Genomic DNA, 20,528 nt, shown 5'->3' with positions numbered 1-20,528 from the left:
AAGGCGCGATGGAACTTGCATTCGCCGAGCTCGTCGTCCCGGGGATCGAGGTGCGCCGCGTGCTCTCGCTCCGCGGAGAGGAGGCGCTCTCCACCCTCTTCCGGTACGAGGTCGCGATCGAGGTGGAGCTGCCGCTGCCCGACGTCGACGTGGTGATCGGCGCGGAAGCGACGCTGACCCTGCGGGATCAGGCGCACAAGGAGCGCGTGGTCACGGGCGTCGTGGCCGAGGCGAGCGCGCGGGCGCTCGACAACGATCGCGGGCGGGCGACGATCGTCCTCCGGCCGATGATGTGGCGGCAGTCGCTCGGCCGTGACTGCTACGCGTCGCAGGACGTCCGTGTGCAGGACGTGGTCGACGACGTGCTCGCCGACTACACGGGAAAATACCGCTGGGCGCTCACGCGCAGCTACCCGCGTTACCCCTACCGCGCGCAGTACCGCGAGGACGACTGGACCTACGTGAGCCGCCTCCTCGAAGAAGAGGGGATTTACTACTGGTTCGATCACGACGCGGGCTCGATCACCGTCTTCTCGGACGACTCCACGGCCGCGCCGGACATGCCGGGTGGCGTGCTTTTGCCGTGGGTGCGCGAGAGCGCGCTCCAGCCGAAGCAGGACGCGGTGACGCAGCTCGGATCCATGAGCGTGGCGTCGACGGGTCGGTTCGCGGCGAAGTCGTACGACCTCAAACGGCCTCTCAAACCGATCAAGGCGCAGACCGGCGCGGGCCGGCACGAGGTGTACGACGCGCCGGGCGGCGGCACGGGGATGGAGGCGATCCTCGAAGTGCGGGTGCGGGATCAGCACGACGCGGCCGTGGCGGCGCGGGCGGGCGTGATGGGTTTGTCGACGAGCGTGCGCCCCTACCCCGGCGTCACGCTGGAGATCGACGGGCACCCGGTCGGCAAGCTGAACGGGCGGTACCTCGTGACGCGCGTCGAGGTCGACGGGGACGAGCATCAGCCGTGCGACACGCGCTTCTGGGCGATCCGGGCCGAGGTCACGTTCCGACCCGAGCGCTTGACGCCGGAGGCGAAGCAGGCCGGGCTCCAGCTCGGGCAGGTGATCGGGCCCGATGGGCAGGAGGTGCATCCGGACGAGCTCGCGCGGGTGCGGACGATCCTGCACTGGGACCGGCTCGGCCCGCGCAACGAGAAGGGCGGCACGTGGATGCGCGTGGCGCAACGCGCGGCCCCGGGATCGATGCTCTTCCCGCGCATGGGCTGGAACGTCGCGACCTTCAACGAGGAGGGCGGCGTCGACGCGCCGAGCGTGATCTGGCGCATCCACGACGGTGAGCGCCTGCCCGAGTACAAGCTGCCCGGGAACATGACGCGTGTCGTGTGGAAGACGGCGACGGTGCCCGCGAACGGCACGGCGAACGAGATCTACTTCGAGGACCGGATGGGCGCCGAGGAGATGTTCATCAACGCCTCGCGCGACATGAACTACATCGTCCTCGATTCCCGCTGGGAGAGCATCCAGAACGACTCCACGCGCACCGTCGGGGCGAACCACGACCTGACGATCCACGCCTCCCAGGAGGAGCGCGTGATCGGCGATCAGCAGATCCGGATCGGCGGCAACGAGACGCTGACGGTCTCGGGCCTGCGCATCAAGACGATCTCGGGCAACGAGACGGAGACGGTGGGCGGCTCGCGGACGATCCGCGTGGGCGACGCGCACCGCACGTCCGTGAAGGGAGATCGCACGCTCTCCGTCGGCGGCTCGCTCATCGAGATCACGCCGAACAACATCAACCGCACGTCGCGCGACATGGTGACGGTCGTCGGCGGCAGCGTCGTGAAGATCGCGGGCGAGGACGTCTCCGAGGTCGCGCGCAAGGACTCGGTGCAGGTCATCGCCGGCTCGAAGATCGAGGTGGCGAAGAAGGACCGCGCCCTCGACGTGAACAAGGCGTGGAACGAGGAGGTGGGCGGCTCGATCGTCTGCGTCTCGAACGAGAAGTACCTCGACAACGCCGACACGACGTCGACGTGGAAGGTCACGTCAGCGGTCGTCGGCAGCGCGCCCGTCGTGCACATCGAGGCGGTCGAGACCATCCGTTTCACGTGCGGATCGAGCGTGCTCACGATGACCACGAGCGCGATCACGATCACGACGCCGAGCCTCGATTTGTCGGGCGCGACGTTCGACGCCGACAGCGGGATGATCGAGCACAACTGAGGAGGACGCCGTGGCAACCGAGGATCCGCTTCGTTACTTCCTCTCGCTCAGGGGCACGACGTACCCCGTCAAGACCATCACGGGCGAGGAGGCGCTCTCGCGCCCGTACCGCTTCGAGATCACGCTCCAGGTCGAGCCCACCGACGCGCTGGATCCGGACGCGCTCATCTTCACGGATGCCACGGTCACGCTGACGCGCGCCGCCGACGAGCGGCGGATCCAGGGCGTGGTGACGCAGATCAAGCGCGCCGCGACGCGCAAGGGGAACGCGGGCACGGGCAAGGTGACGCTCGTGCTCGAGCCGCGCCTCGCGACCGCGAGGCACCGCGTCGACATCCGGATCTTCCGCGACAAATCCGCGCCCGAGATCGTGGCCGAGGTGATCGGCGCGCACGGCGTGACCGTGGATCAGCGGCTCGTCGGGTCGTACGTCAAGCGCCCGTACTGCGTGCAGATGCGCGAGTCGGACCTCGATTTCGCGGCGCGGCTGCTCGAAGACGAGGGGATCTTCTACGTGGTCGACGACGAGGGCCGCATGGTCCTCGGCGATTTCACGAGCGCGTACGTCGAGGGCCCGGGGACGCTCGCGTTCCACCACGACTCGGGGCTCCACGAGAACCGCGACGCGATCTTCGAGGTCGGCTGGGCGGGCCGCGCGACGGCGGGCAAGGTCTCGCTGCGCGACTTCAACCCGGAGCGGCCGCGCCTCGACATGGATGTCTCGGCCAAGGGCCCGACGGCGTGGGGGCCCGAGTGGTACGACTATCCGGGCGAGTACGAGTTGCCCGCGCAGGGCCAGGCGAAGGCGAACCTCCGGGCCGCGGCGCTCGCCTGCGTGAAGCGCCGCCTCGCGGGTCGATCGACGGCGGGGCGCATGGCGACGGGCACGATCTTCTCGCTCATCGACGCGCCCTCCGGGGTCGCGGACGGCGAGTACGTGCTGACGAAGATCGTGCACGACTGGGATCGGACCACGTCGTCGTTTTCGGTCGCGTTCGAGGCGCTGCCCGCGGACGTGGTGTATCGGCCGCTCTGCGAGACGTACGTGCCGACGTTGCCGAACCCGCTCACGGGCTTCGTGACGGGCCCCGCGGGCGCGGACATCCACACGGACGCGTGGGGCCGCGTGAAGGTTCATTTCCCGTGGGATCGGCTGCAGCCGAAGGACGACACCTGCTCGCACTGGATCCCGGTCTTGCAGGACAACACGGGCCGTTCGTCGGCGATGCCGCGTATCGGCTGGGAGGTGCTCTGCCAGTTCCTGGAGGGCGATCCGGATCGGCCCGTCATCCTCGGCCGTGTCTTCAACGCGGCCGATCCCTTCCTCGAGGAGCTGCCGATTCGCAAGATGCGCACCTCGCTCCACTCGCTGACCTCGCCGCGCTCGACGGACAAACCCTCGGGCTACAACATGATCCGCTTCGACGATCTGGCCGGCGCGCAGGAGATCCACGTCCACGCGCAGAAGGACCAGAACATCGTCGTCGCGAACAACCAGGACGAGAAGGTCGGCAACGTCGAGCAGCGGACCGTCAAGGGCAACGAGGCGATCCGGATCGGCGCGAACGAGACCATCAACGTGACGGACGACAGCGCGTCCAAGGTCGACGGCAACCTGACCGTGAACATCGGCGGCAACCGCACCGCGACCATCTCGGCCTCGCAGACCGACACGGTCCACAAGGACCACACGATCACGATCGGCGGCTCGCACCTGCGCGACACGCACACGGACGACAACGTCGCGGTCGAGCAGAACATGACGGAGATCATCGGCGGCCACGTCTTCGAGCAGTCCGGGCACACGAACGCGGTCACGGGCGGCAAGACCTCGACGCTCGTCGTGGGCGGCTCGATCGTCGAGATCGGCAAGCTCAACAAGGCCGAGAACACGGAGAAGGTCCGGAACGAGACCGTGAGCGGCCTCGTCTTCAGCAAGGCCGACGAGAAACACGCGTCGCGCGCCGAGGAGTCGCGCACGACGACCGTGGCGAACGACTACGCCGTCGTGTCGCTGAAAGAGCTTCTCCTCTCGGGCCTCGAACGGCTCCGCATCGAGTCGACGAGCACGACCCTCTCCGCGCCCGAGATCACGCTGAAGGTCGGCGAGACCGAGATCCACCTGAAGAGCGGCCGGATCGACATGAAGGCGCCGAGCGAGATCACGATCGACACGCAGCAGGCGAACAACCTCGGGTCGACGACGTCGTCGCAGAACTGAGGAAGGCGATGGCCCACACGAACTACCTCTATCGCATCCTCCACAGGCCGGCATCGCACGCGCGCGCGCTCATTAACGGCATCCCGATCTACGACCGGATCGTCCCCGACAACGTCGCGCCGATCGGGCCCGTCACGCACTGGCTCGTCCGCGGCGAGAACACGATCACGGTCGAGCTCTCGCCCTCGCCGCGCTCGCCCCTCACGCCGGATCTCGGGCCGCATTTCGAGATCTCCGTGCGGCTCGCGGAGGACCTCGATCGCGCCGTCTTCACGTGGGACTACCCGAAGAGCGTCGCGGCGCTGGGCCTACCGATCGAACTACCGCTCGTGGGCGGCGGCGTCTTGCGCATCGACGACGACCTGCCCGATCCCGTGTACCGGCGCGGCTCGCGCGAGGAGTTTCCGGCCGAGGGCACCGTCGATCAACGCGCGGCCGTGCAAGAGCTCTACGACGCGTTCGCGACGCGCGACGCCGGGCGCTTCGAGGCGGCGATGGACCTCAAGGTGAGCGAGTTCGAGCGTTATTACGGCCCGCAGCCGCTCTCGCGCGCCGAGGCCATGAAGCGGATGAACGAGCCCTGGATCATGGAGCCCTTCGACGCGCACGACCTGCGCTTCGACCGCTACGCCGACGGCCGCGTCGCCTACGTGCGCCGCGCCTCCGGCAAACCCGCGGTGCGCGCGCAGCACCGCGACGAACCCACGCTCGGCTGGGGCTCGAATTTCTACATGACGCGTCTCGATGGGCGCTGGCGCATTTTCTGCTGACGGACCGATCTCGAGGCGACGGAGGGACGAGCGATGGGCGCGACCGTTACGAACGAAGACCGCGGCGTCACGACGAAGACCAGCGATCACACCGCCATGACGATCGGCCCGACGGACGTCTGCTTCGATCCGCCGAAGCAGAAGCCCGTGCCGCACATCAACCACGTGACGACGGACAAGGCCGTCGAGCACACGTCCGGTAAAACCCTCTTCCAGAACGGCAACGTCGTGCGCGTGGGCGAGGCGATCACGCCGAGTGATCCCGCGCATGGCGACTCGGGCGGCGGCGTCGTGAGCGGCACGTACCGCGAGGAGGCGCGGGCCACGGCCGGCTCGCCCGACGTCCGCGCCGAGGGCAAACCGCCCGCGCGGACCGACGATCCCACGACGCAGAACCACTCGAACACGACGGGCAAGATCCTGCAGGACGTGCCGCCGGAGCTGCTCACGGACAACCCCGAGGAGTTCTTCAAGCGCTGCTCCTACGACACGTCGGAGATCAAGGGCGGCGACGAGGAAGCCCCGTTCGTCGGCAACATGCCGCAGATCGACATCAAGCGCGGCGACGAGATCAAGATCGTCGCGAAGCGGAAGAACGCGAAGGTGCCCGACGCGCCGCCGGACTGCGTCCAGCCGCCGCACATGAAGTGGCTGCTCACCCGATCGGGCGGCCTGACCGCGCTCGGCGCTGCGATCCCGGACAAGACGGGCGAGATGGACGGCGACGAGATCACGCTCGGCGAGGACTGGAACCCGAAGTACGGCGGCCCGATCGAGTTCTCCGGCGAAGCCTCGCAGAACGACTCCGACGCGACGAAACGCCGGCGCATCAACGACAAGAACAACTACGCGCGGCAGAACGCGGCGGCGCGCGGCTCGTCGCGCGTCGAGAACCAGGACGGGCGGCGCGCGTACCAGCAGATCCAGTACGACAAACGGCTGGAGGAATCGGCGCTGAACAACCTGCGCACGCTGGCCGAGTTCCTCTGGGCCTGGCGCGCCTACCAGAACCCGGTCCGCATCCTGATCACCGGCCGCGCGTGCAGCGGCGGGGTCAGCTACGAGGTGCACTGTTATCCCGAGGGCGAGTTCACCTTCGAGCTCCCGCTCGAACCCATCATCCGCGTGGGCCGCTGGATCAACCGCAGCCTCGAGACCGTCCAGCAGTTCGCGCGTCTCGGCCGGGTCGAGACCGAGGGCAGCATCAAGGCCCCCGGCGACGACTTCAAGGTCGAGATCCAGTTCAAGTGGGAGCCGGGCGAGGACGCGGATCTCTACCGGATGGTGCGCACGACGGAGGTCAGCGTCAGCGGCCTCCTCTTCGAGCTGAAGTTCGAGGGGAGCTGCCCGCTCACGAACTTCCTCGCGATCGTCCCGTTCGTCGGCGGCGTCGCCGCGAGCGCGGTCGGCTGGATCATCCAGCGCATGGGCGCCGAGGCGAGCATCGGGTTCGGCGTCGAGGTGAGCATCTCCGCGGCGGCGTACATCTCGTTCAAATGGACGAAGGCGCGGGGCTGGCAATGGGACACGGCGGGCGTGAAGCTGCCGGTCGAGGTCAAGATCTACGCCTTCATCCGCGTCCAGGTGCGTGATTGGCTGCAGATCGAGGGCCGGATCCAGGTCGAGTCGAAGTGGGAGCTGCTCCTCGAAGCGAGCGACGCCGGCCTCGCGCTCAAGTCGGGCGACGGTGAGCTCAAGGCCGGTCTCACGGGCCTCATCAAGATCGACGTCTGGTTCTACAGCTACGAGCAGACGGGCGCGTGGTGGCCCGACTGCCTCAAGACCGAGTTCAAGAAGACCGACCTCGCAACCCTCATCAGCAACTGATGCCCAAGGCCGCGCCTTTTCGCCGCATCCTCGTCGCGGAGTCGCCAGTTCGTCCCCCCGGAGAGCGCCGCGCCAAACCCCTGCCTTGCCATGTCGGCGTCTTGCCCTGGAGCGTCGATCGGAACTGGCTATCGATCTTCGTCGTCGCCACGTTCCGCTTCGATCGGAGCGCGGCGCACCGGCCGATCCCGCTCGAGCCCGCGCCGCCGCGGCGCCTGCATGCAGGCCCGAGCGCGCCCGGCGAGCCCGTGCGCATCGACGATTTCGTCCCCTTGCGCCTCACGGTCGATCTGACGCTCGCGGGGCACGTGGAGATCGTCCCCCTGCCCTCCGGCACGCTCGGGCCGAGCGCCTTGCCGCGCCTCGCCGAGGTGGGCCTCGGGGCGCGGCGCCTCCCGTTCATGGTGCAGGCGGACAAACCCGGGCGAATCCCGCTCCGGCCGCCGCACACGCGGACGCCGCACGGCCGGGAGATCGATCTCGGGCCAGAGGCCTGCCACGACGGATCGAGGCACGATTTCCTGCACCCGGAGACATTCGACCTCAGCGTCTACCAGGCGGGTACGAAGGAGATTTCGTACGAGGTCGACGAAGTGACGTCGATCTACCTCGCGGGGCTCGGGCCGGATCCCGCGGCGGCGTGGGAGATCGCGCTGCCCATGTACGCGCCGCGCGCGCTCGTGGACTATAGCTCCGCCCGCGTGCGCCGCGGAGACGTGGAGCTCTTCATCGACGGCGTCGCGATCGATCTGGATCAATCGACGGTGGACGTGACCTGGCGGGGGCTCGTCGAGACCACGGACAAACCGGACCTCGACGTGGACCGGATCGTGATCGGCTGGGCTCCTCCGCGGCGCTGGAGCGAGGACGCGGCGGGCGCGTGGGACGATGTCCTGCGGGAGCTTCCGCGCGGGCGGTTCCGCTACGCCGTGGAGCGCGAGGACGCGCAAAAGGGCGAGGATCCGCCCGCCCTGAGCCAGGAGGAGCTCCTGATGGCGCGCTACGAGACGTGGGGACACCCGAACGCGGCCGAGCCGGAGATGCTGCCGCACGAGGCCGCGCAGGTAGCGGCCGAGCTCGCCGAGCAGCGGTGGCCCCGCGGCGAGGTGCTCGCGAAACACGGGATCGACGACTACACGTGGGGGATCGAGGAACGCGCGTGGGCGCAGCGGCTCGCGAGCGTGCGCGAGGAGGCCGACGGCGGGCCGAGCGCGGAGTACGTCCGGGCCTACCAGCGCGCCTCGCAAGCGCTCGCGACGCCGCGGGAGGCCGAGATCACGCCCAAGGAGTTCGTGGCGATCGCGGCGAAGATGCGGCGCGAGGATCCGACGAAGGTGCTCGCGAAAGCAGGGCTCGGGATCGCGGCCTTCGGGCGGCTCGAGCGGCGTTTCCGCGAGAAGGCGGCCGAGGACAAGGCGTTCGCCGCGGAGCTCACGCGCCTCGCGGCCGAGGAAGAGGTGCGGTACGAAGGGCCGAAGCTCGGTGAGGCACGCGAGGAGGGCGACCGATGACCACGATGGGCCTCGTCGCAGGCGTGGGGATGTCGACCCCGCTCGGGCTCGACGCGCGGCAATCGGCGCTCGTGCTGCGCGCGCGCAAGCTCTCGCCCGGAAAAACCGGGCATCGGGATCGGCGCGGGAACACGATCGGTGACGTGCGCGCGATCCGCATCGACGACGCCTGCAAGGGGCGCGAGCGGCTGATCCAGCTCGCGGCGCCGGCGCTCGTGGAGGCGACGCGCGGGATCGGCGCGGCGAAGGGCCCGATCCCGCTGTTCCTCTCACTGCCGCCGCGGCGCGCGGAGGAGGAGGAGCCGCTCGGGCCGGACTTCCTCGATCTCCTCGGCAAACGCGCGGGCGTGGCCGTGGCGCTCCCGGCCTCGGAGGCCGTGGTGCTGGGGCACGCGGGCTTCGCGGCGGCGCTCGCGCGAGGCCTCGCGGCGCTCGCGGCGCCCGGGGCGGGGCCGTGTGTGGTCGTGGGCGGCGTCGACAGCCATCACGATCCGGCGGTGCTCGCGGCGCTCGACAAGGAGCGGCGGCTGCACGCGGAGGGGGCGTGGAACGGCTTCATCCCGTCGGAGGCCGCGGCGTTCGTGGTGCTCGCGCGGCAGGACGCGGCGCCGCCGATCGCGCGCGTGATCGCGGTCGCGACGGGGATGGAGCGCGAGGACGGGACGGAGATCGGCGAGGCCGCGACGGAGGTCGCGCTCCGCGTGGCGGGGGCGATGCGCGCGCCCGTGCCGTGGGTCCTGCCGGACGTGAACGGGGAGCGGCACCGCGTGAAAGAGTGGAGCTTCGTGCGCATCCGGAACCGGTCGGCCTTCGACGAGGCCAAGACGATCGAGACGCGCCTCTACGACGAGCTCGGTGACGTGGGCGCGGCGAGCGGCGCGGTGCACGCGGCGTACGCGTGCATGGCGTTTCGCCTGGGGTTCGCCCCGGCGCCGGAGGCGCTCGTCACGCTCGCGTCCGAGGGCCCCGCGCGCGGCGCCTTCGCCCTGGGGGCGCCATGATGTTGCAAGGTTTGCCCGGAACGACGTCGACGCGGCCGCTGCTCGAAGGCGTGCGGTCCGCGCTCGAAGACAGCTTGCTCGCGATCGCCGATCGTTCGGACGCGAACGAGCTCGCCGAGGTGCTCCGCGAGGGGATCGCGCTCTTGAGCCGCCTCGTCGCGGACGAGCCGCGCGACGCGGACGCGCTCGAAGCCCTGTCGCGCACCTCGGCCGCGCTGAAGGCGGCGCGCGAGCGGATCTCGCTCGACGAGGTGGTGGGAAACCGCATCGAAGGCGCGGCGCGCTGGCTCGCGGACGCGAGCGAACGGCTGCGTGGACGGCTGCCGGCGCGCGCGTTGGGAGCGGCCGCGGAGGCTTCGCAGAACAACGAGGAGATCGTCGCGAGCATCGGCGTTCCGCGGGCGCATCCGGTCTTCGTGCCGCCGCCGCGGGTGCTCTCGCGCGAGGAGGCGGCGGCCGCGGCCGGGGCGCGCGGGCGGGCCTTGCTCGAAGCGTCGCGGAGCGCCGCGGGCGACTTCGCGCAGATCCGCGCGATCGCGCGCGATTGCTTCGAGGACATCGCGAGCCTCGGCAGCCTGCGCAGGCTCTACGATCACGAGCCCTGGGTCGACGCCGGCCCCTTCGAGCAGCGCCTGCTCGACAACCTCGACGCGCTCGTCGCGCTCGAACGACCGCTCGATCCGGCCGCGCCTTCGCTCGGGCTCGTCGAGTCGCTCTTCGCGTATGCGATCGAGTGGGTCGTGCCCGATTTCGGCCGGACCTTCGCGCTCGCCTTCACGCTTTGTTGCCTCGCCTCGGAGACGGCCATGCGCTGGGTCGTGCTGGCGCTGCGCCGCTCGCACCCGCGGACGTACCCGGCGTTCGTCGATGCGTTCGCGCTCGGCTCGAACGAGGCGATCGATCGCACCCTCGTCGAGCTCTGCCGCGAGGACGATCCCGCGCTCGTCGAGGTCGCGCTCGCGGCGATGGCGCGGCGCGGTCGTGTGGACGTGGCGAGCGCGGTGCTGCTCCTCATGCGGCCCTCGCCTTCGCCGGCCGTCCTCGACAAGGCGATCGACCTCGCGGCGCGTTTGCCGGCGCAGGCGGCCGCGCCGCTCCTCGCGCGCCTGCTCGACAGCCCCGATCCCGACACCGGCGCGAGCGCCGCCGCGGCCCTCGGCACGCTCGGCGACGCCCGCGGCCCGAAGCACCTCCGCGCCTTGCTCCAGCGGCCCCGCACGGACGACGTCCCCACCTTGCGCGCGCGCCGCATCGCCCTCGAAGCGCTGTGCCTCCTCGGCAGCCCCTTCGATCGGAACCTCGTCGGCACCGAGGCGAGCCTCGATCGCGAGGGTTTGCCCTGGCTCGGCTGGCACGGGCACCCCGATCACGTGCCCGTGCTCATCGAAGGCATCCGCCGCGCGGCCGCGAATGGGGCGTTCGACGAGGCGGATCGGATCGGGCGGGCCCTCGAGCGGATCGGCGGCGGTTCGGCGCCGCGCCCGGGCGCGCTCGCGGGCGGCGATTTCGAGGAGCGGCTCGCGGCGTGGCTACGCGCGTTCGAGGAACGCCGGCCCCTCGACAACCCCCGCATGCGGTTTGGCCAGCCGTGGACGCCGTCCGCGATCGTCACCGAGCTCTCGGCGCGCGGCACGCGCCAGGGCGAACGGCCGATCCTCGCGCGTGAGCTCGCGCTCGTGACGCGCAGGGCCGTGCACCTCGACGTCGCCGGCTGGATCGTCGTGCAGGAGCGCGCGCTCGCGGCGGCCCGCGACGCATTGCCCCGCCAAACCTGACCGAAGGATTCAGTTCAGCCGGAGCATGCGCCCGACGATCTTGTGCACGCCTTCCGCGCGCGACAGGATCCGCTCGGCGTACGTCTCGACCTCGCCGATCGCGCGCAGCACGACGGCCGCGGTTTGCGCCGAGAGCGAGAGCTCCTCGCCGGCGTCGAGCGCGATCCGCTTCGCTTTGATGGTGTAACTCTCGGCCGCGTCCACGCCGGGCGTGGGCTGCGTGCGCAGCGCGCCGATCACGACGAGCGTGCCGTCCGCGTTTTCCTCGACGAGCACACGCTCGCACCGCGCGCGGGCGCCTTCGATCACGGTCGGGTGGACCGACGGATCGAGCTTCGCGGGCGCGGTCGAGTGGCCGATCCCGAGCACGACGCCGTCCTCGCGGAGCGCGTGGACCTCGGCCGTGAACAAGGCGGGACGCCGGGCCGGCCCCGGTACGGGCTGGAGCCGCGGCCCCCGTTTCGCCGACGCTGCTTCGATCCCGCGCACGTTGGTTGCACGCTTCATGGCTCCTCCAGGTGCTTCGATTCTATACGAGTCCGCGGCGCACGCGGATCGCTTCCTCGCGTCATGGCTTCACGCGATTCCGCCGAGGGTCGGCGGCGCGACGCCCGGGGCCTTTGCGGCCTCGAACGCGGCGCAGAGCGCGAGGGCGAGATCACACCGGCCCTCGCGCGCCTCGCCCGCGAGCGCTTCTGCTTGCTGCCGCTCGTGCACGCGCCACGCGACCTCGTCGATCCCGTAGCGCGAAAGCACCTCGTGCAGCGCGTCGCGCGCGCCCCAGAGATCGACCTTGATCCGCGCATACCGCTCGATCGAGAGCTCTCCGCGTTTGACGGGCGGAGGCTCTGGTTCCTCCTTGGGCGGCGCGGGTGCCGCAGGTGCGGGCGACGTCGCAGCAGGCGCGGCGAACGGGAGAGGCGCGGGGCTCCCGAGCGGCGCAGCGAATGCGGGCGCCCCTGCGCCGAGCGGCGCTGAAAAGAGCGGCGTCCCCTGGACCGCAGGCGACGCAGGGATCGCGGGCGGCGCGGGGATCACGGGCGCAGCGACGACCGGCGGCGCAGCGACGACCGGCGTCGGGCGCGCGGAGCTCACGGGCGGCGCGTTCACGGGCGGCGGCGGGGCCGCGGCCGGCGCGGAGAGCACGAACAGCGGCGACGCCGCGGGGCTTGGTTTCCCGAAGGGCAACGCGGCATCGGGCTGGAGCTTCGGCTTCCGCTCGGTCTCCGGATCGGGCTCCTCCGCCGCGGGGGCCGGCGCGGGTGCGGGCGCCGGTGCGCGGAAAGGCAACGCCGACGGCGCGGCTTGCGGACCTCCGAGGACCATGCCTGCCGCCTCGATGCCCGTCATGGTATGCGCGCGCTGGAACGGCAGCGCGGGCGCTGCCGCGGGCTTCGCCGCGGGGACGAGCGTCTGCGTGCCGTCGTCGTCCGGATCGATCTTGCCGGCCGCGACGAACGGCAAGGGCGCGGCCGCGGCGGCCCTCGCCTCGGGGACACGCGTCTCGGTCCCATCGTCGTCCGGATCGAGCAGCGGCAAGGTCCTCGCCGCGGCGGGCGCGGACGGCGAGCTGCTCTCCTGGATCGGGCGCAACGGCGAACGCTGGAACGGCAGGGTCGAAAACCCCTCGGGTTTGCCCACGTTCCCGGTCAGCGTGGGCTCGTCGTCGTCACGCGCGAACGACAGCGATGGGCGCTCTCGCCGCGGCTCGGGCGGAGGCATCGCAGGGGCGCTCGAGGGCGTGAAGGGAAGCGCGGCGGAAGGCTTCGGGGCCGCGTCGCCCAGCATCGTGAGCGTGCGTGGTCCGCGCGGCTTTTCGGGCATCGTCGGGGCGTTCGGGACGCTCGGCGGAACGTTCGTCGGCACGCTCGACACAACGTTTGTCGGGACGCTCGGTGCAACACTCGGCGCAACGTTCGCCGGCACGCTCGGCGGAACACTCGGCGCGACACCCGGCGCCGCGATCCCCCGCGTCGGCGCGACCACCACGACCCCTTCTTCCTTCGCGTACCGGAGCGGCACCGCCGCGCGCCACGTCACGCTGCAGACCCCTCGATCCGTATCGATGAGCAGCGTATCCGCGCGCAGCCACACCTCCTGCGGACTGCCCCCGCTCCGCGTCACCATCGCCCGCGGCCGGACATCCTCGACCACCGCGATCATTCGCGGCAGCTCGGGATGCAGGTGTTCGAGCAGGATCTGCGCCTGCGCAGGCAGCTCGGTGATCTGCTGATCCTTCGGCGCCGCGTTCCAGTACGACGCATCCACGCCCGCCGGCAGCGGCTGCTCGTGCCATCCCTCGTGCGACCACGCGTTCCGGTGCGCCCGCAAATGCTCGGCGCGCGTCGGCCATCGCGCCGCGATCGGCCCGAGCCCGACCGGCGGGATCTCCTGCGTGGGACTTCGCAAAACGAAGCCCACCGGCTCGAAATTCGGCGGATGTCCCGGCGCCTGGGGGTCGACGCTCAGCGGGATCCCCACGGGATTCCACGATCTCGGCCCGCCCGCCGCGCGCATCCAGCGGAGCGGCATCCGCGTGAACGGCACCGCGTCCGACAGCCTCCCTTCCGGGAGCCAATACCGATCGCCGTACACCACGATCGCCTTGTTCACGCCGCCCACCGCGAGCCGCGCCACGAGCGACGGCACGGCCTGGCCGTGGGGCGCCCACGCGTGCCCCACGACGATCACGTCCACGTGCCGCTTGAACGGCGCGAGGTCGTTCGGCAGGCGGACGCTGCGCGGCGAGCCGTCCTGCCAGTACATGTCCATCATCTGCGGCGCGTCCGGCGTACCGAGGAGCTCGCACGGCCCGTTCCGCAGCGCGTACGTCGCCTTGCAGACGACCGTCATCACGAAGGCGTCGGGCCGCGGCTGCCAGACGAGCTTCGCCGCGGCGAGCGGGGGTTTCGCGGAGACGTGCACGGCTCGAGCTTACCATCGCGCCGCTCGCTCGATGGCTCGATGAGGCCTCGGATCACGCGCTGCGGCGCGACTTCCCGGGCCCGGCGCGCGTCATTGACAATCGACCCCATCCGCGCCATCTCGGAGCGCCATGGCCAAGGTCCCCCTCGATCACGCGACCGTCGACGCGTGCCGCGCAGCGGCGGCCGCGATCGCCGACGACGTCCAGCGCTTCATCGACCGCCACACCACCGTGGGCATCGAGCGCACCGTCGCGCGCGCCTACGGCGTCACGGGCGCGGATCCCGAGGGCACGCCGCTGGCGAACGCGCTCGTCGACCGCATCCACAAGGCGGGCCACACGGGCCGCGGCGTCGCCTACTTCCTCGGACGTGCGCTCCTCGAAGGCGCGAGCTCCGCGCAGGAGGCGGCCGAGCAGATCGCCTACGGCGGCGCCACGCTCGACGTCGAGGGAGGCCCCACCACGAACGAATGCCGCGGCGCCCTGGAGCTCGAAACGCAGAGGGCGATCGCCCGCATCGACGAGGCTCGCCGCGCGCGCGAGCGGTTCAAGAGCCGCTTCCCCGAGCCCGAGCTCCCGCTCAAATACGTCATCGTCGCGACCGGCAACATCTACGACGACGCGGTCCAGGCGAAGGCCGCGCGGTTTGCCGGGGCGGACATCGTCGCGGTCATCCGCGCGACGGCGCAATCGCTCCTCGATTACGTGCCCGAGGGCCCGACCACCGAGGGGTATGGCGGGACGTACGCCACGCAGGAGAACTTCCGCATCATCCGCAAGGCCGCGGACGAGGCGAGCGAGGAGACCGGCAAATACCTCGCGCAGACGAACTATTCTTCGGGCCTGTGCATGAGCGAGATCGCGTGGATGGCGGCGGTCGAGCGGCTCGACATGCTCCTCAACGACGCGATGTACGGCATCCTGTTCCGCGACATCAACATGGAGCGGACGTTCGTCGATCAATACTTCTCGCGCCGGATCGTGGCCCGGAGCGGCATCGTCATCAATACGGGCGAGGACAACTACCTCACGACGGCGGACGCGGTCGAGAAAGCCCACACCGTGCTCGCCTCGCAGTTCATCAACGAGGCGTTCGCGCGGCGGGCGGGGCTCTCGGACGATCAGATGGGCCTCGGGCACGCGTTCGAGATCGACCCCTGGCTCGAGGACAGCTTCCTCTTCGAAGTCGCGCAGGCGCAGCTCATCCGGCAGATCTTCGACAAGCACCCGATCAAATGGATGCCGCCCACGAAATTCAAGACGGGCGACGTCTTCCACAGCCACGTGCACGACGCGATGTTCAACCTCGCGGGCATCATGACGCACCAGTCGATCGAGCTGCTCGGCATGTTCAGCGAGGCGATCCACACGCCCCTGCTCATGGACCGGTTCCTCGCGCTGAAGAGCGCGAAATACATTTTCGGCACGGCCAGGCACCTCGGCGACGAGATCCAGTGGAAGCCCGGCGGCATCGTGGAGCGGCGCGCGAAGGAGGTGCTGCACAAGGCGCACGAGCTCCTCGACCAGGTGAAGGGGGACGGCATCTGGGACGCGATCGGCGGGGGCGCGTTCGGCGACGTGAAGCGCAAGCGCACGGGCGGGAAGGGCCACGCCGGCGTGGCGGCGCGTGATCCCGAGTATTTGAACCCGATCCTCGACGAGCTCGAAGGAGGCCGCTGACCATGGCGAAATGGCTACGCGCTTACGGAGACCGTGAAGGCGACGGGATGGTGCAAATGACCTTCACGCTCGCGATCCTGCCTGGGGATCGCGCGCGGGAGGCGGCGAAGCGCTTCGCCGAGGCCCACGGCCTCAAGGATCCGCTCGTCACCACGATGGAGCAATGCTCCCAGCAGCACACGTATTTCGTGGCGTACGGGCACTCCGCGCACCAGGTCGACATCGACGACATCGACGTCGCCGAGCTCGCCGCGAAGCCGCTCTCGCGCGAGCAGATCGAGGCCATGGGCAAGGAGCTCGGCCGCAAGATCGTCGTGGTCGGCGCCTGCACCGGCTCGGACGCGCATACCGTCGGGATCGACGCAATCCTCAATTACAAGGGGTTTGCCGGGGAAAAGGGGCTCGAAAGCTACAAGTGCTTCGACGCGCACAACCTCGGCGCGCAGGTCGAGAACGTCGAGCTCGCCGAGCGCGCGAAGGCGCTCGGGGCCGACGCGATCCTCGTCTCGCAGGTCATCACGCAGAGGAACTGCCACAAGGAGAACGCGGCGGCGCTCATCGATCTCCTGAAAAAGCAGGGCGTCCGCGACAAGTTCCTGCTGCTGCTCGGTGGCCCGCGCATCGACAACAAGCTCGCGCTCGAGCTCGGCTACGAAGGCGGCTTCGGCCCTGGCACGAAGCCCTCGACGGTCGCCGCCTTCGTCGCGGAGGAGATCCTCCGCCGCGCCCGCGGAAAACAGGTCGATCCGAGGCGCTAACGTAATGCCGCCGTGTGGTGCTCCACGTGGTCGCGCATGAACGTCGCAATGAAATAATAGCTGTGGTCGTACCCCGGCTGCATCCGCAAGGTCAGCGGATGCCCCGCGGCCTCGCACGCCGCGCGGAACAGCTCCGGCTGCAATTCCCGCGTGAGGAATTGATCCGCATCGCCCTGATCGATCAAGATCGGCAGCCGCTCCTTCGCCTCGCGCACGAGCGCTGTCGCGTCCCACGCCTTCCACGCCTCCCGGTCCGCGCCGAGGTACGCGGAAAACGCCTTTTCGCCCCACGGCACCCGGCTCGGCGCCACGATCGGCGAAAATGCCGACACCGATCGATACCGCCCCGGATGCTTCAGCGCGAGCACGAGCGCCCCGTGTCCGCCCATCGAATGCCCGAAGATCCCGCGCCGGTCCGGAAGCGCCGGCAGGTGCGCCTCCACGAGCGCCGGCAGCTCCTCGGCCACGTATTCGTGCATCCGATAATGCCGCGCCCACGGCTCCTGGGTCGCGTCCACGTAAAACCCGGCCCCTTGCCCGAGGTCGTAGGCCGGATCGTCCGCCACGCCCTCGCCGCGCGGGCTCGTGTCCGGCGCGACCACGATGATCCCGTGCCGCGCTGCGTGCTCCTGCACGCCTGCCTTCGTCACGAAGTTCTGCTCCGTGCACGTGAGCCCGGACAGCCAGTAGAGCACCGGGCAGCGGCCGGACTCGGCCTGCGGGGGCAGGTAGACGCCCACGTTCATGCTACAGCCGAGCGCGCGTGATTCGTGCCGCAGCACCTTCTGGTGGCCGCCGAAAGAGCGGTTCGTCGAGACCTGGGTGAAGGGGTTCGTCATGGCGGGCGTGAGACTACCCGAGACCGCCCCCGCCGTGCAATTCAGAGCTCCGCGCTCGTCAGCCACTTCGGGTTCTTCTCGGTCCCGTCGAACTGCTTCGTATTCTTGAACGGCTCGTATTGCCCGCTCCGACCCGCCGGCGCCGTCCGCGCGAGCAGCGCGTCCCTCTCCTCGCGCCGCATCGGCTCGAACGTATAGGCCGTATGCAGCGCCTGCTCCAGCACGCCCACCGTGTCGCAGCCCGTGATCACCACCGACGTCGGCAGGGACATCGCGTACCTCAGGCATTCGGGCGCGCTCACCGCGCCGCTCTCCAGAAGGATCCCGGACGCCAGCGGCTTCATCCCGAGCACGCCGATGTCGTGCGCGGCGAGCACCGGCAAGACCTCCTTCTCGAAGCTCTTGTAATGCGGATCCATCGGGTTCAGCGGCATCTGCACCGTGTCGAACGTGAACCCATGGTCGAACCCCGCCTTCAGCATGGCCAGGTGATACGCCGGATCCTTGTGCCCGGTAAAACCGATGTACCGCAGCTTGCCGGCCTGCTTCGCCGCGAGCAGCGCTTCCATCATCCCGTCCGGCCCAAAGACCCGCGCCGGATCGCTTCCGCGGATCACCTCGTGAATCTGCACGAGATCGATCACGTCCGTCCGCAGCCGCTTCAACGATTGATCGAGCTGCTCGGCCGCCGATTGCCGGGTGCGGCCGTCGAGCTTCGTCATCAGGAACGCCTTCTGCCGGTATCCATCCTGCAGCGCCAAACCCATGCGGCGCTCGCTCTCGCCGTCGTTGTAATCCCAGCAGTTGTCCAGGAAATTGATCCCGTGATCCAGCGCCGTGCGGATGATGCGAATGCTCTCCTGGGGGTCGTCCTGCATCCCGATGTGGAACCCGCCGATCCCCACCATGCTCACGCGCTCGCCCGTCCGGCCGAGCACACGCGTCGGCATCGTCGCGCCGGCCGGCAGCTCGATGTCCCCCGCCCGCGGCGCGCCGGGGCGCGGCCCCCGCGGCGGCGTATCGGATGAACCCGACGCGCCGCCGTTGTCTCGCGTGGATGCGCATGCAGCGAGCGCGAGGCCCGCGCCGACCGAACCGATGAACGTACGCCGCGTAAATCGTGCCACCATGCGAGCCCCCGAGGAGGCCGGCATTGCAGGGGCCGTACCGCGGCGCGGTCGGGCGAGCCCAGGCCGCGGCGAAATCGATTACCCCGCCCGCTCGATCGACACGAGCCACGCCTCCGCGTACCCCTTGCCGCCGAGCATGTGCTCGTATCGCGCCGGTCGGATCTCCCGCACGTTCCAGCCGGACGAAAACGCCGCCCGGATCTCCGCCTCCGAGAGCCGCCGCGGCCCCTCCCCGCCCGGCTCCTTGTCGCTCCATACGAGCGCGTAATACATCCCGCCCGGACGAACCACGCGCGAAAGGCTCTCCACGTAGCGCGGCCGCATGTCGCTGCCGAACACGTGCAAGAGCCCCGAATCCAGCACCGTATCGAACGTCCGCCCGAGCATGTCGAGCTCCAGCGCATTGCCGTGCACGAATTGCACGGACACCCCGCTCCGCTGCGCGCGCGTCCGGGCCTTCGAAAGCGCGTTCTCCACCATGTCGAGCCCCGTCACCACGTGCCCCCGCGCCGCGAGGAAAATCGCGTTGTCGCCCGGCCCGCAGCCCACGTCGAGCACGTCCCCGCGGAAGCCCCCTGCCTCCGCCAGCGCCACGATGTCCGATTGCGGCCTGCCGATGTCCCAGGGCGCATGCACGCCCTCCTCGTAGGCACGGTAGAACGCGGAGGGCTCCGGTGCGGCCGTCCTGTCCCTCGTTTCTTCGCCTTCGCTTGCCATCACACGCCTCCTCGGTGTCTCGGGTTGGTCCCCTCTCCATGTGGCGGCGCCTGCTCGTCGGCAAGGTTTTGCGCGCACGCTTTCGTGCGCGACCTCTTCGCGTGGCGCGCCTTTCGGAAGGCTCGACGCCGGCGAGCACGAGCGGTAGGAAAGAAGGCTCCGGCGTCGCCGCCCCAGCGCCATGCGTCTCTCCCAAGCGCCCCTTTGCCTCCTTCCCTTTGCCCTCGCGGGCCTCGTCGGGGCCTGCCCGCGCGCCGCGGCGGCCGCGCCTCCGGAGTCCTCCGCCGAGCAAAAACAGGCTTGCGCCGACGCCTCCGAGCAGGGCCAGGAGTTACGCGACCAGGGCAAGCTCCTCGCCGCGCGCGAGCGCTTCCTCGCTTGCGCCGCGGAAGCTTGTCCGCCCATCGTCCGCAAGGACTGCGCCGACTGGCTCGCCGACCTCGACGAGCGCACCCCCTCCATCGTCCTCGATGCCCGCGGCCCCGAGGGCCAGGACCTCACTGACGTCCGCGTCCTCGAAGGCGAACGCGAGCTCGCCTCGTCCCTCGACGGCAAGGCGATCCCCCTCGATCCCGGCGAGCACCGCCTCCGCTACGAGTGGCCCGGCGCCCCTGCCGTCGAGGAGCGAATCGTCCTCCGCGAAGGCGAACGCCGCCGCCGCCTCTCCGTCCGATTCGCGGCTCCCGCGCCTCCTGCGCCGAAATCCCCCGCGCCCGCCGCGCCTCCGCCGCGCCCCCTTCCCCTCGCGCCCCTCGTCCTCGGCGGCGTGGCCCTCGCGGGCGCTGCGGCATTCACCGGCCTCGCCGTGAGCGCGAAGAGCGATTACGACCACCTCGACACGACCTGCGCGCCGCGCTGTACGGTCGACCTCGTCGATCCCGTGCGCACCAAGCTCATCCTCGCCAACGTCTCCCTCGGCGTGTCCGTCGTCTCCCTGGGTGTCGCGACATTCCTCTGGCTCACCCGCCCCCAGGCTCCGCCCGGACAAACCCCCACGACCGCCTTTGCCATCACGCCCCTCCCCGGCGGCGCCGCGGCCTTCTTCGGCGGCACCCTCCCGTTCGAGCGATCCTCCCGCGCCAGAGTGATGGCCCCGATCACCCCCCCGTGAACGGTTCGATCATCCCCCTCGCCTCGCCCCTCTCTTTCCGGCCGATTTCCTGATCCTGCGCCCCGGCATGCCC

Annotated in this window: 15 protein-coding genes; 10 read left to right on the top strand and 5 right to left on the bottom strand. The window is 70.3% G+C overall.

Going from position 1 to position 20,528, the window contains the following annotated elements:
* Positions 1–8 precede the first annotated feature (8 nt).
* From tssI (QHF84_RS30560) to QHF84_RS30530, 7 genes are read left to right on the top strand one after another with little or no spacing between them, the layout of a single operon-like run.
* The gene (gene tssI / locus QHF84_RS30560; RefSeq protein ID WP_281316995.1) at positions 9–2,189 is read left to right on the top strand and encodes a type VI secretion system tip protein TssI/VgrG; all 2,181 of its coding nucleotides are present in this window, start codon (positions 9–11) and stop codon (positions 2,187–2,189) included.
* A gap of 10 nt (positions 2,190–2,199) precedes the next feature.
* Positions 2,200–4,410 carry a type VI secretion system tip protein TssI/VgrG gene (gene tssI, locus QHF84_RS30555; RefSeq protein WP_281316994.1) on the top strand — a complete coding sequence of 737 codons (2,211 nt, stop codon included), beginning with the start codon at positions 2,200–2,202 and terminating at the stop codon, positions 4,408–4,410.
* Positions 4,411–4,418: 8 nt separating this feature from the next.
* On the top strand, positions 4,419–5,180 hold the full coding sequence (locus QHF84_RS30550) for a hypothetical protein (protein ID WP_281316993.1): 762 nt from the start codon (positions 4,419–4,421) through the stop codon (positions 5,178–5,180).
* 33 nt (positions 5,181–5,213) lie between these two features.
* Positions 5,214–7,007, top strand: coding sequence for a PAAR-like domain-containing protein (locus QHF84_RS30545; protein ID WP_281316992.1), 1,794 nt, complete (start codon positions 5,214–5,216; stop codon positions 7,005–7,007).
* Positions 7,007–8,518 (top strand): DUF2169 domain-containing protein, encoded by a 1,512-nt coding sequence (locus QHF84_RS30540; protein WP_281316991.1) that lies wholly within the window; start codon positions 7,007–7,009, stop codon positions 8,516–8,518. Before QHF84_RS30545 ends, QHF84_RS30540 begins: the two co-directional genes overlap by 1 nt.
* The gene (locus QHF84_RS30535) at positions 8,515–9,519 is read left to right on the top strand and encodes a hypothetical protein (RefSeq protein ID WP_281316990.1); all 1,005 of its coding nucleotides are present in this window, start codon (positions 8,515–8,517) and stop codon (positions 9,517–9,519) included. Before QHF84_RS30540 ends, QHF84_RS30535 begins: the two co-directional genes overlap by 4 nt.
* Positions 9,516–11,294: a HEAT repeat domain-containing protein gene (locus QHF84_RS30530; RefSeq protein WP_281316989.1), complete on the top strand. Its 1,779-nt coding sequence runs from the start codon at positions 9,516–9,518 to the stop codon at positions 11,292–11,294. The genes QHF84_RS30535 and QHF84_RS30530 overlap by 4 nt, the downstream gene beginning before the upstream one ends.
* A gap of 9 nt (positions 11,295–11,303) precedes the next feature.
* Here the strand turns inward: QHF84_RS30530 and QHF84_RS30525 are convergent, their stop codons facing one another.
* Together QHF84_RS30525 and QHF84_RS30520 are read right to left on the bottom strand one after the other, a co-directional pair.
* Positions 11,304–11,801 (bottom strand): hypothetical protein, encoded by a 498-nt coding sequence (locus QHF84_RS30525; RefSeq protein ID WP_281316988.1) that lies wholly within the window; start codon positions 11,799–11,801, stop codon positions 11,304–11,306.
* Positions 11,802–11,870: 69 nt separating this feature from the next.
* Positions 11,871–14,219 (bottom strand): DUF2169 domain-containing protein, encoded by a 2,349-nt coding sequence (locus tag QHF84_RS30520; RefSeq protein ID WP_281316987.1) that lies wholly within the window; start codon positions 14,217–14,219, stop codon positions 11,871–11,873.
* A 130-nt stretch (positions 14,220–14,349) separates the two neighbouring features.
* Between QHF84_RS30520 and QHF84_RS30515 the strand changes: the two genes are divergently transcribed.
* Entirely contained in the window at positions 14,350–15,900 is a 1,551-nt protein-coding gene (locus QHF84_RS30515) for a lysine 5,6-aminomutase subunit alpha (RefSeq protein ID WP_281316986.1), read from the top strand.
* A gap of 2 nt (positions 15,901–15,902) precedes the next feature.
* Positions 15,903–16,658 carry an OAM dimerization domain-containing protein gene (locus QHF84_RS30510; protein ID WP_281316985.1) on the top strand — a complete coding sequence of 252 codons (756 nt, stop codon included), beginning with the start codon at positions 15,903–15,905 and terminating at the stop codon, positions 16,656–16,658.
* On the opposite strand, the gene fghA is transcribed toward QHF84_RS30510, so the two are convergent.
* The 3 genes from fghA to QHF84_RS30495 form a co-directional block, all read right to left on the bottom strand.
* On the bottom strand, positions 16,655–17,497 hold the full coding sequence (gene fghA, locus QHF84_RS30505; RefSeq protein WP_281316984.1) for an S-formylglutathione hydrolase: 843 nt from the start codon (positions 17,495–17,497) through the stop codon (positions 16,655–16,657). The two genes, QHF84_RS30510 and fghA, sit on opposite strands and share 4 nt — an antisense overlap.
* Before the next feature lie 41 nt (positions 17,498–17,538).
* Entirely contained in the window at positions 17,539–18,627 is a 1,089-nt protein-coding gene (locus QHF84_RS30500; protein WP_281316983.1) for an aldo/keto reductase, read from the bottom strand.
* 78 nt (positions 18,628–18,705) lie between these two features.
* A complete protein-coding gene (locus QHF84_RS30495) occupies positions 18,706–19,344 on the bottom strand; it encodes a class I SAM-dependent methyltransferase (RefSeq protein ID WP_281316982.1) in 639 nt (212 codons plus the stop codon).
* Positions 19,345–19,525: 181 nt separating this feature from the next.
* Between QHF84_RS30495 and QHF84_RS30490 the strand changes: the two genes are divergently transcribed.
* Entirely contained in the window at positions 19,526–20,455 is a 930-nt protein-coding gene (locus QHF84_RS30490) for a hypothetical protein (RefSeq protein ID WP_281316981.1), read from the top strand.
* The last annotated feature ends 73 nt before the right edge of the window (positions 20,456–20,528 follow it).

The organism is Polyangium sp. y55x31 (assembly GCF_029946505.1).
Taxonomy (GTDB): Bacteria; Myxococcota_A; Polyangia; order Polyangiales; family Polyangiaceae; genus Polyangium.
This window is presented reverse-complemented; position numbering and strand designations above follow the sequence as displayed.

What these genes read in the sequence shown, in the direction of transcription:
- QHF84_RS30545 (WP_281316992.1), top strand. Translation starts at nt 5,214, where the DNA reads ATGGGCGCGACCGTTACGAACGAAGACCGCGGCGTCACGACGAAGACC.
- QHF84_RS30500 (WP_281316983.1), bottom strand. Translation starts at nt 18,627, where the DNA reads ATGGTGGCACGATTTACGCGGCGTACGTTCATCGGTTCGGTCGGCGCG.
- QHF84_RS30530 (WP_281316989.1), top strand. Translation starts at nt 9,516, where the DNA reads ATGATGTTGCAAGGTTTGCCCGGAACGACGTCGACGCGGCCGCTGCTC.
- QHF84_RS30525 (WP_281316988.1), bottom strand. Translation starts at nt 11,801, where the DNA reads ATGAAGCGTGCAACCAACGTGCGCGGGATCGAAGCAGCGTCGGCGAAA.
- tssI (WP_281316995.1), top strand. Translation starts at nt 9, where the DNA reads ATGGAACTTGCATTCGCCGAGCTCGTCGTCCCGGGGATCGAGGTGCGC.
- QHF84_RS30535 (WP_281316990.1), top strand. Translation starts at nt 8,515, where the DNA reads ATGACCACGATGGGCCTCGTCGCAGGCGTGGGGATGTCGACCCCGCTC.
- QHF84_RS30490 (WP_281316981.1), top strand. Translation starts at nt 19,526, where the DNA reads ATGCGTCTCTCCCAAGCGCCCCTTTGCCTCCTTCCCTTTGCCCTCGCG.
- QHF84_RS30540 (WP_281316991.1), top strand. Translation starts at nt 7,007, where the DNA reads ATGCCCAAGGCCGCGCCTTTTCGCCGCATCCTCGTCGCGGAGTCGCCA.
- QHF84_RS30550 (WP_281316993.1), top strand. Translation starts at nt 4,419, where the DNA reads ATGGCCCACACGAACTACCTCTATCGCATCCTCCACAGGCCGGCATCG.
- QHF84_RS30515 (WP_281316986.1), top strand. Translation starts at nt 14,350, where the DNA reads ATGGCCAAGGTCCCCCTCGATCACGCGACCGTCGACGCGTGCCGCGCA.
- fghA (WP_281316984.1), bottom strand. Translation starts at nt 17,497, where the DNA reads ATGACGAACCCCTTCACCCAGGTCTCGACGAACCGCTCTTTCGGCGGC.
- QHF84_RS30510 (WP_281316985.1), top strand. Translation starts at nt 15,903, where the DNA reads ATGGCGAAATGGCTACGCGCTTACGGAGACCGTGAAGGCGACGGGATG.
- QHF84_RS30495 (WP_281316982.1), bottom strand. Translation starts at nt 19,344, where the DNA reads ATGGCAAGCGAAGGCGAAGAAACGAGGGACAGGACGGCCGCACCGGAG.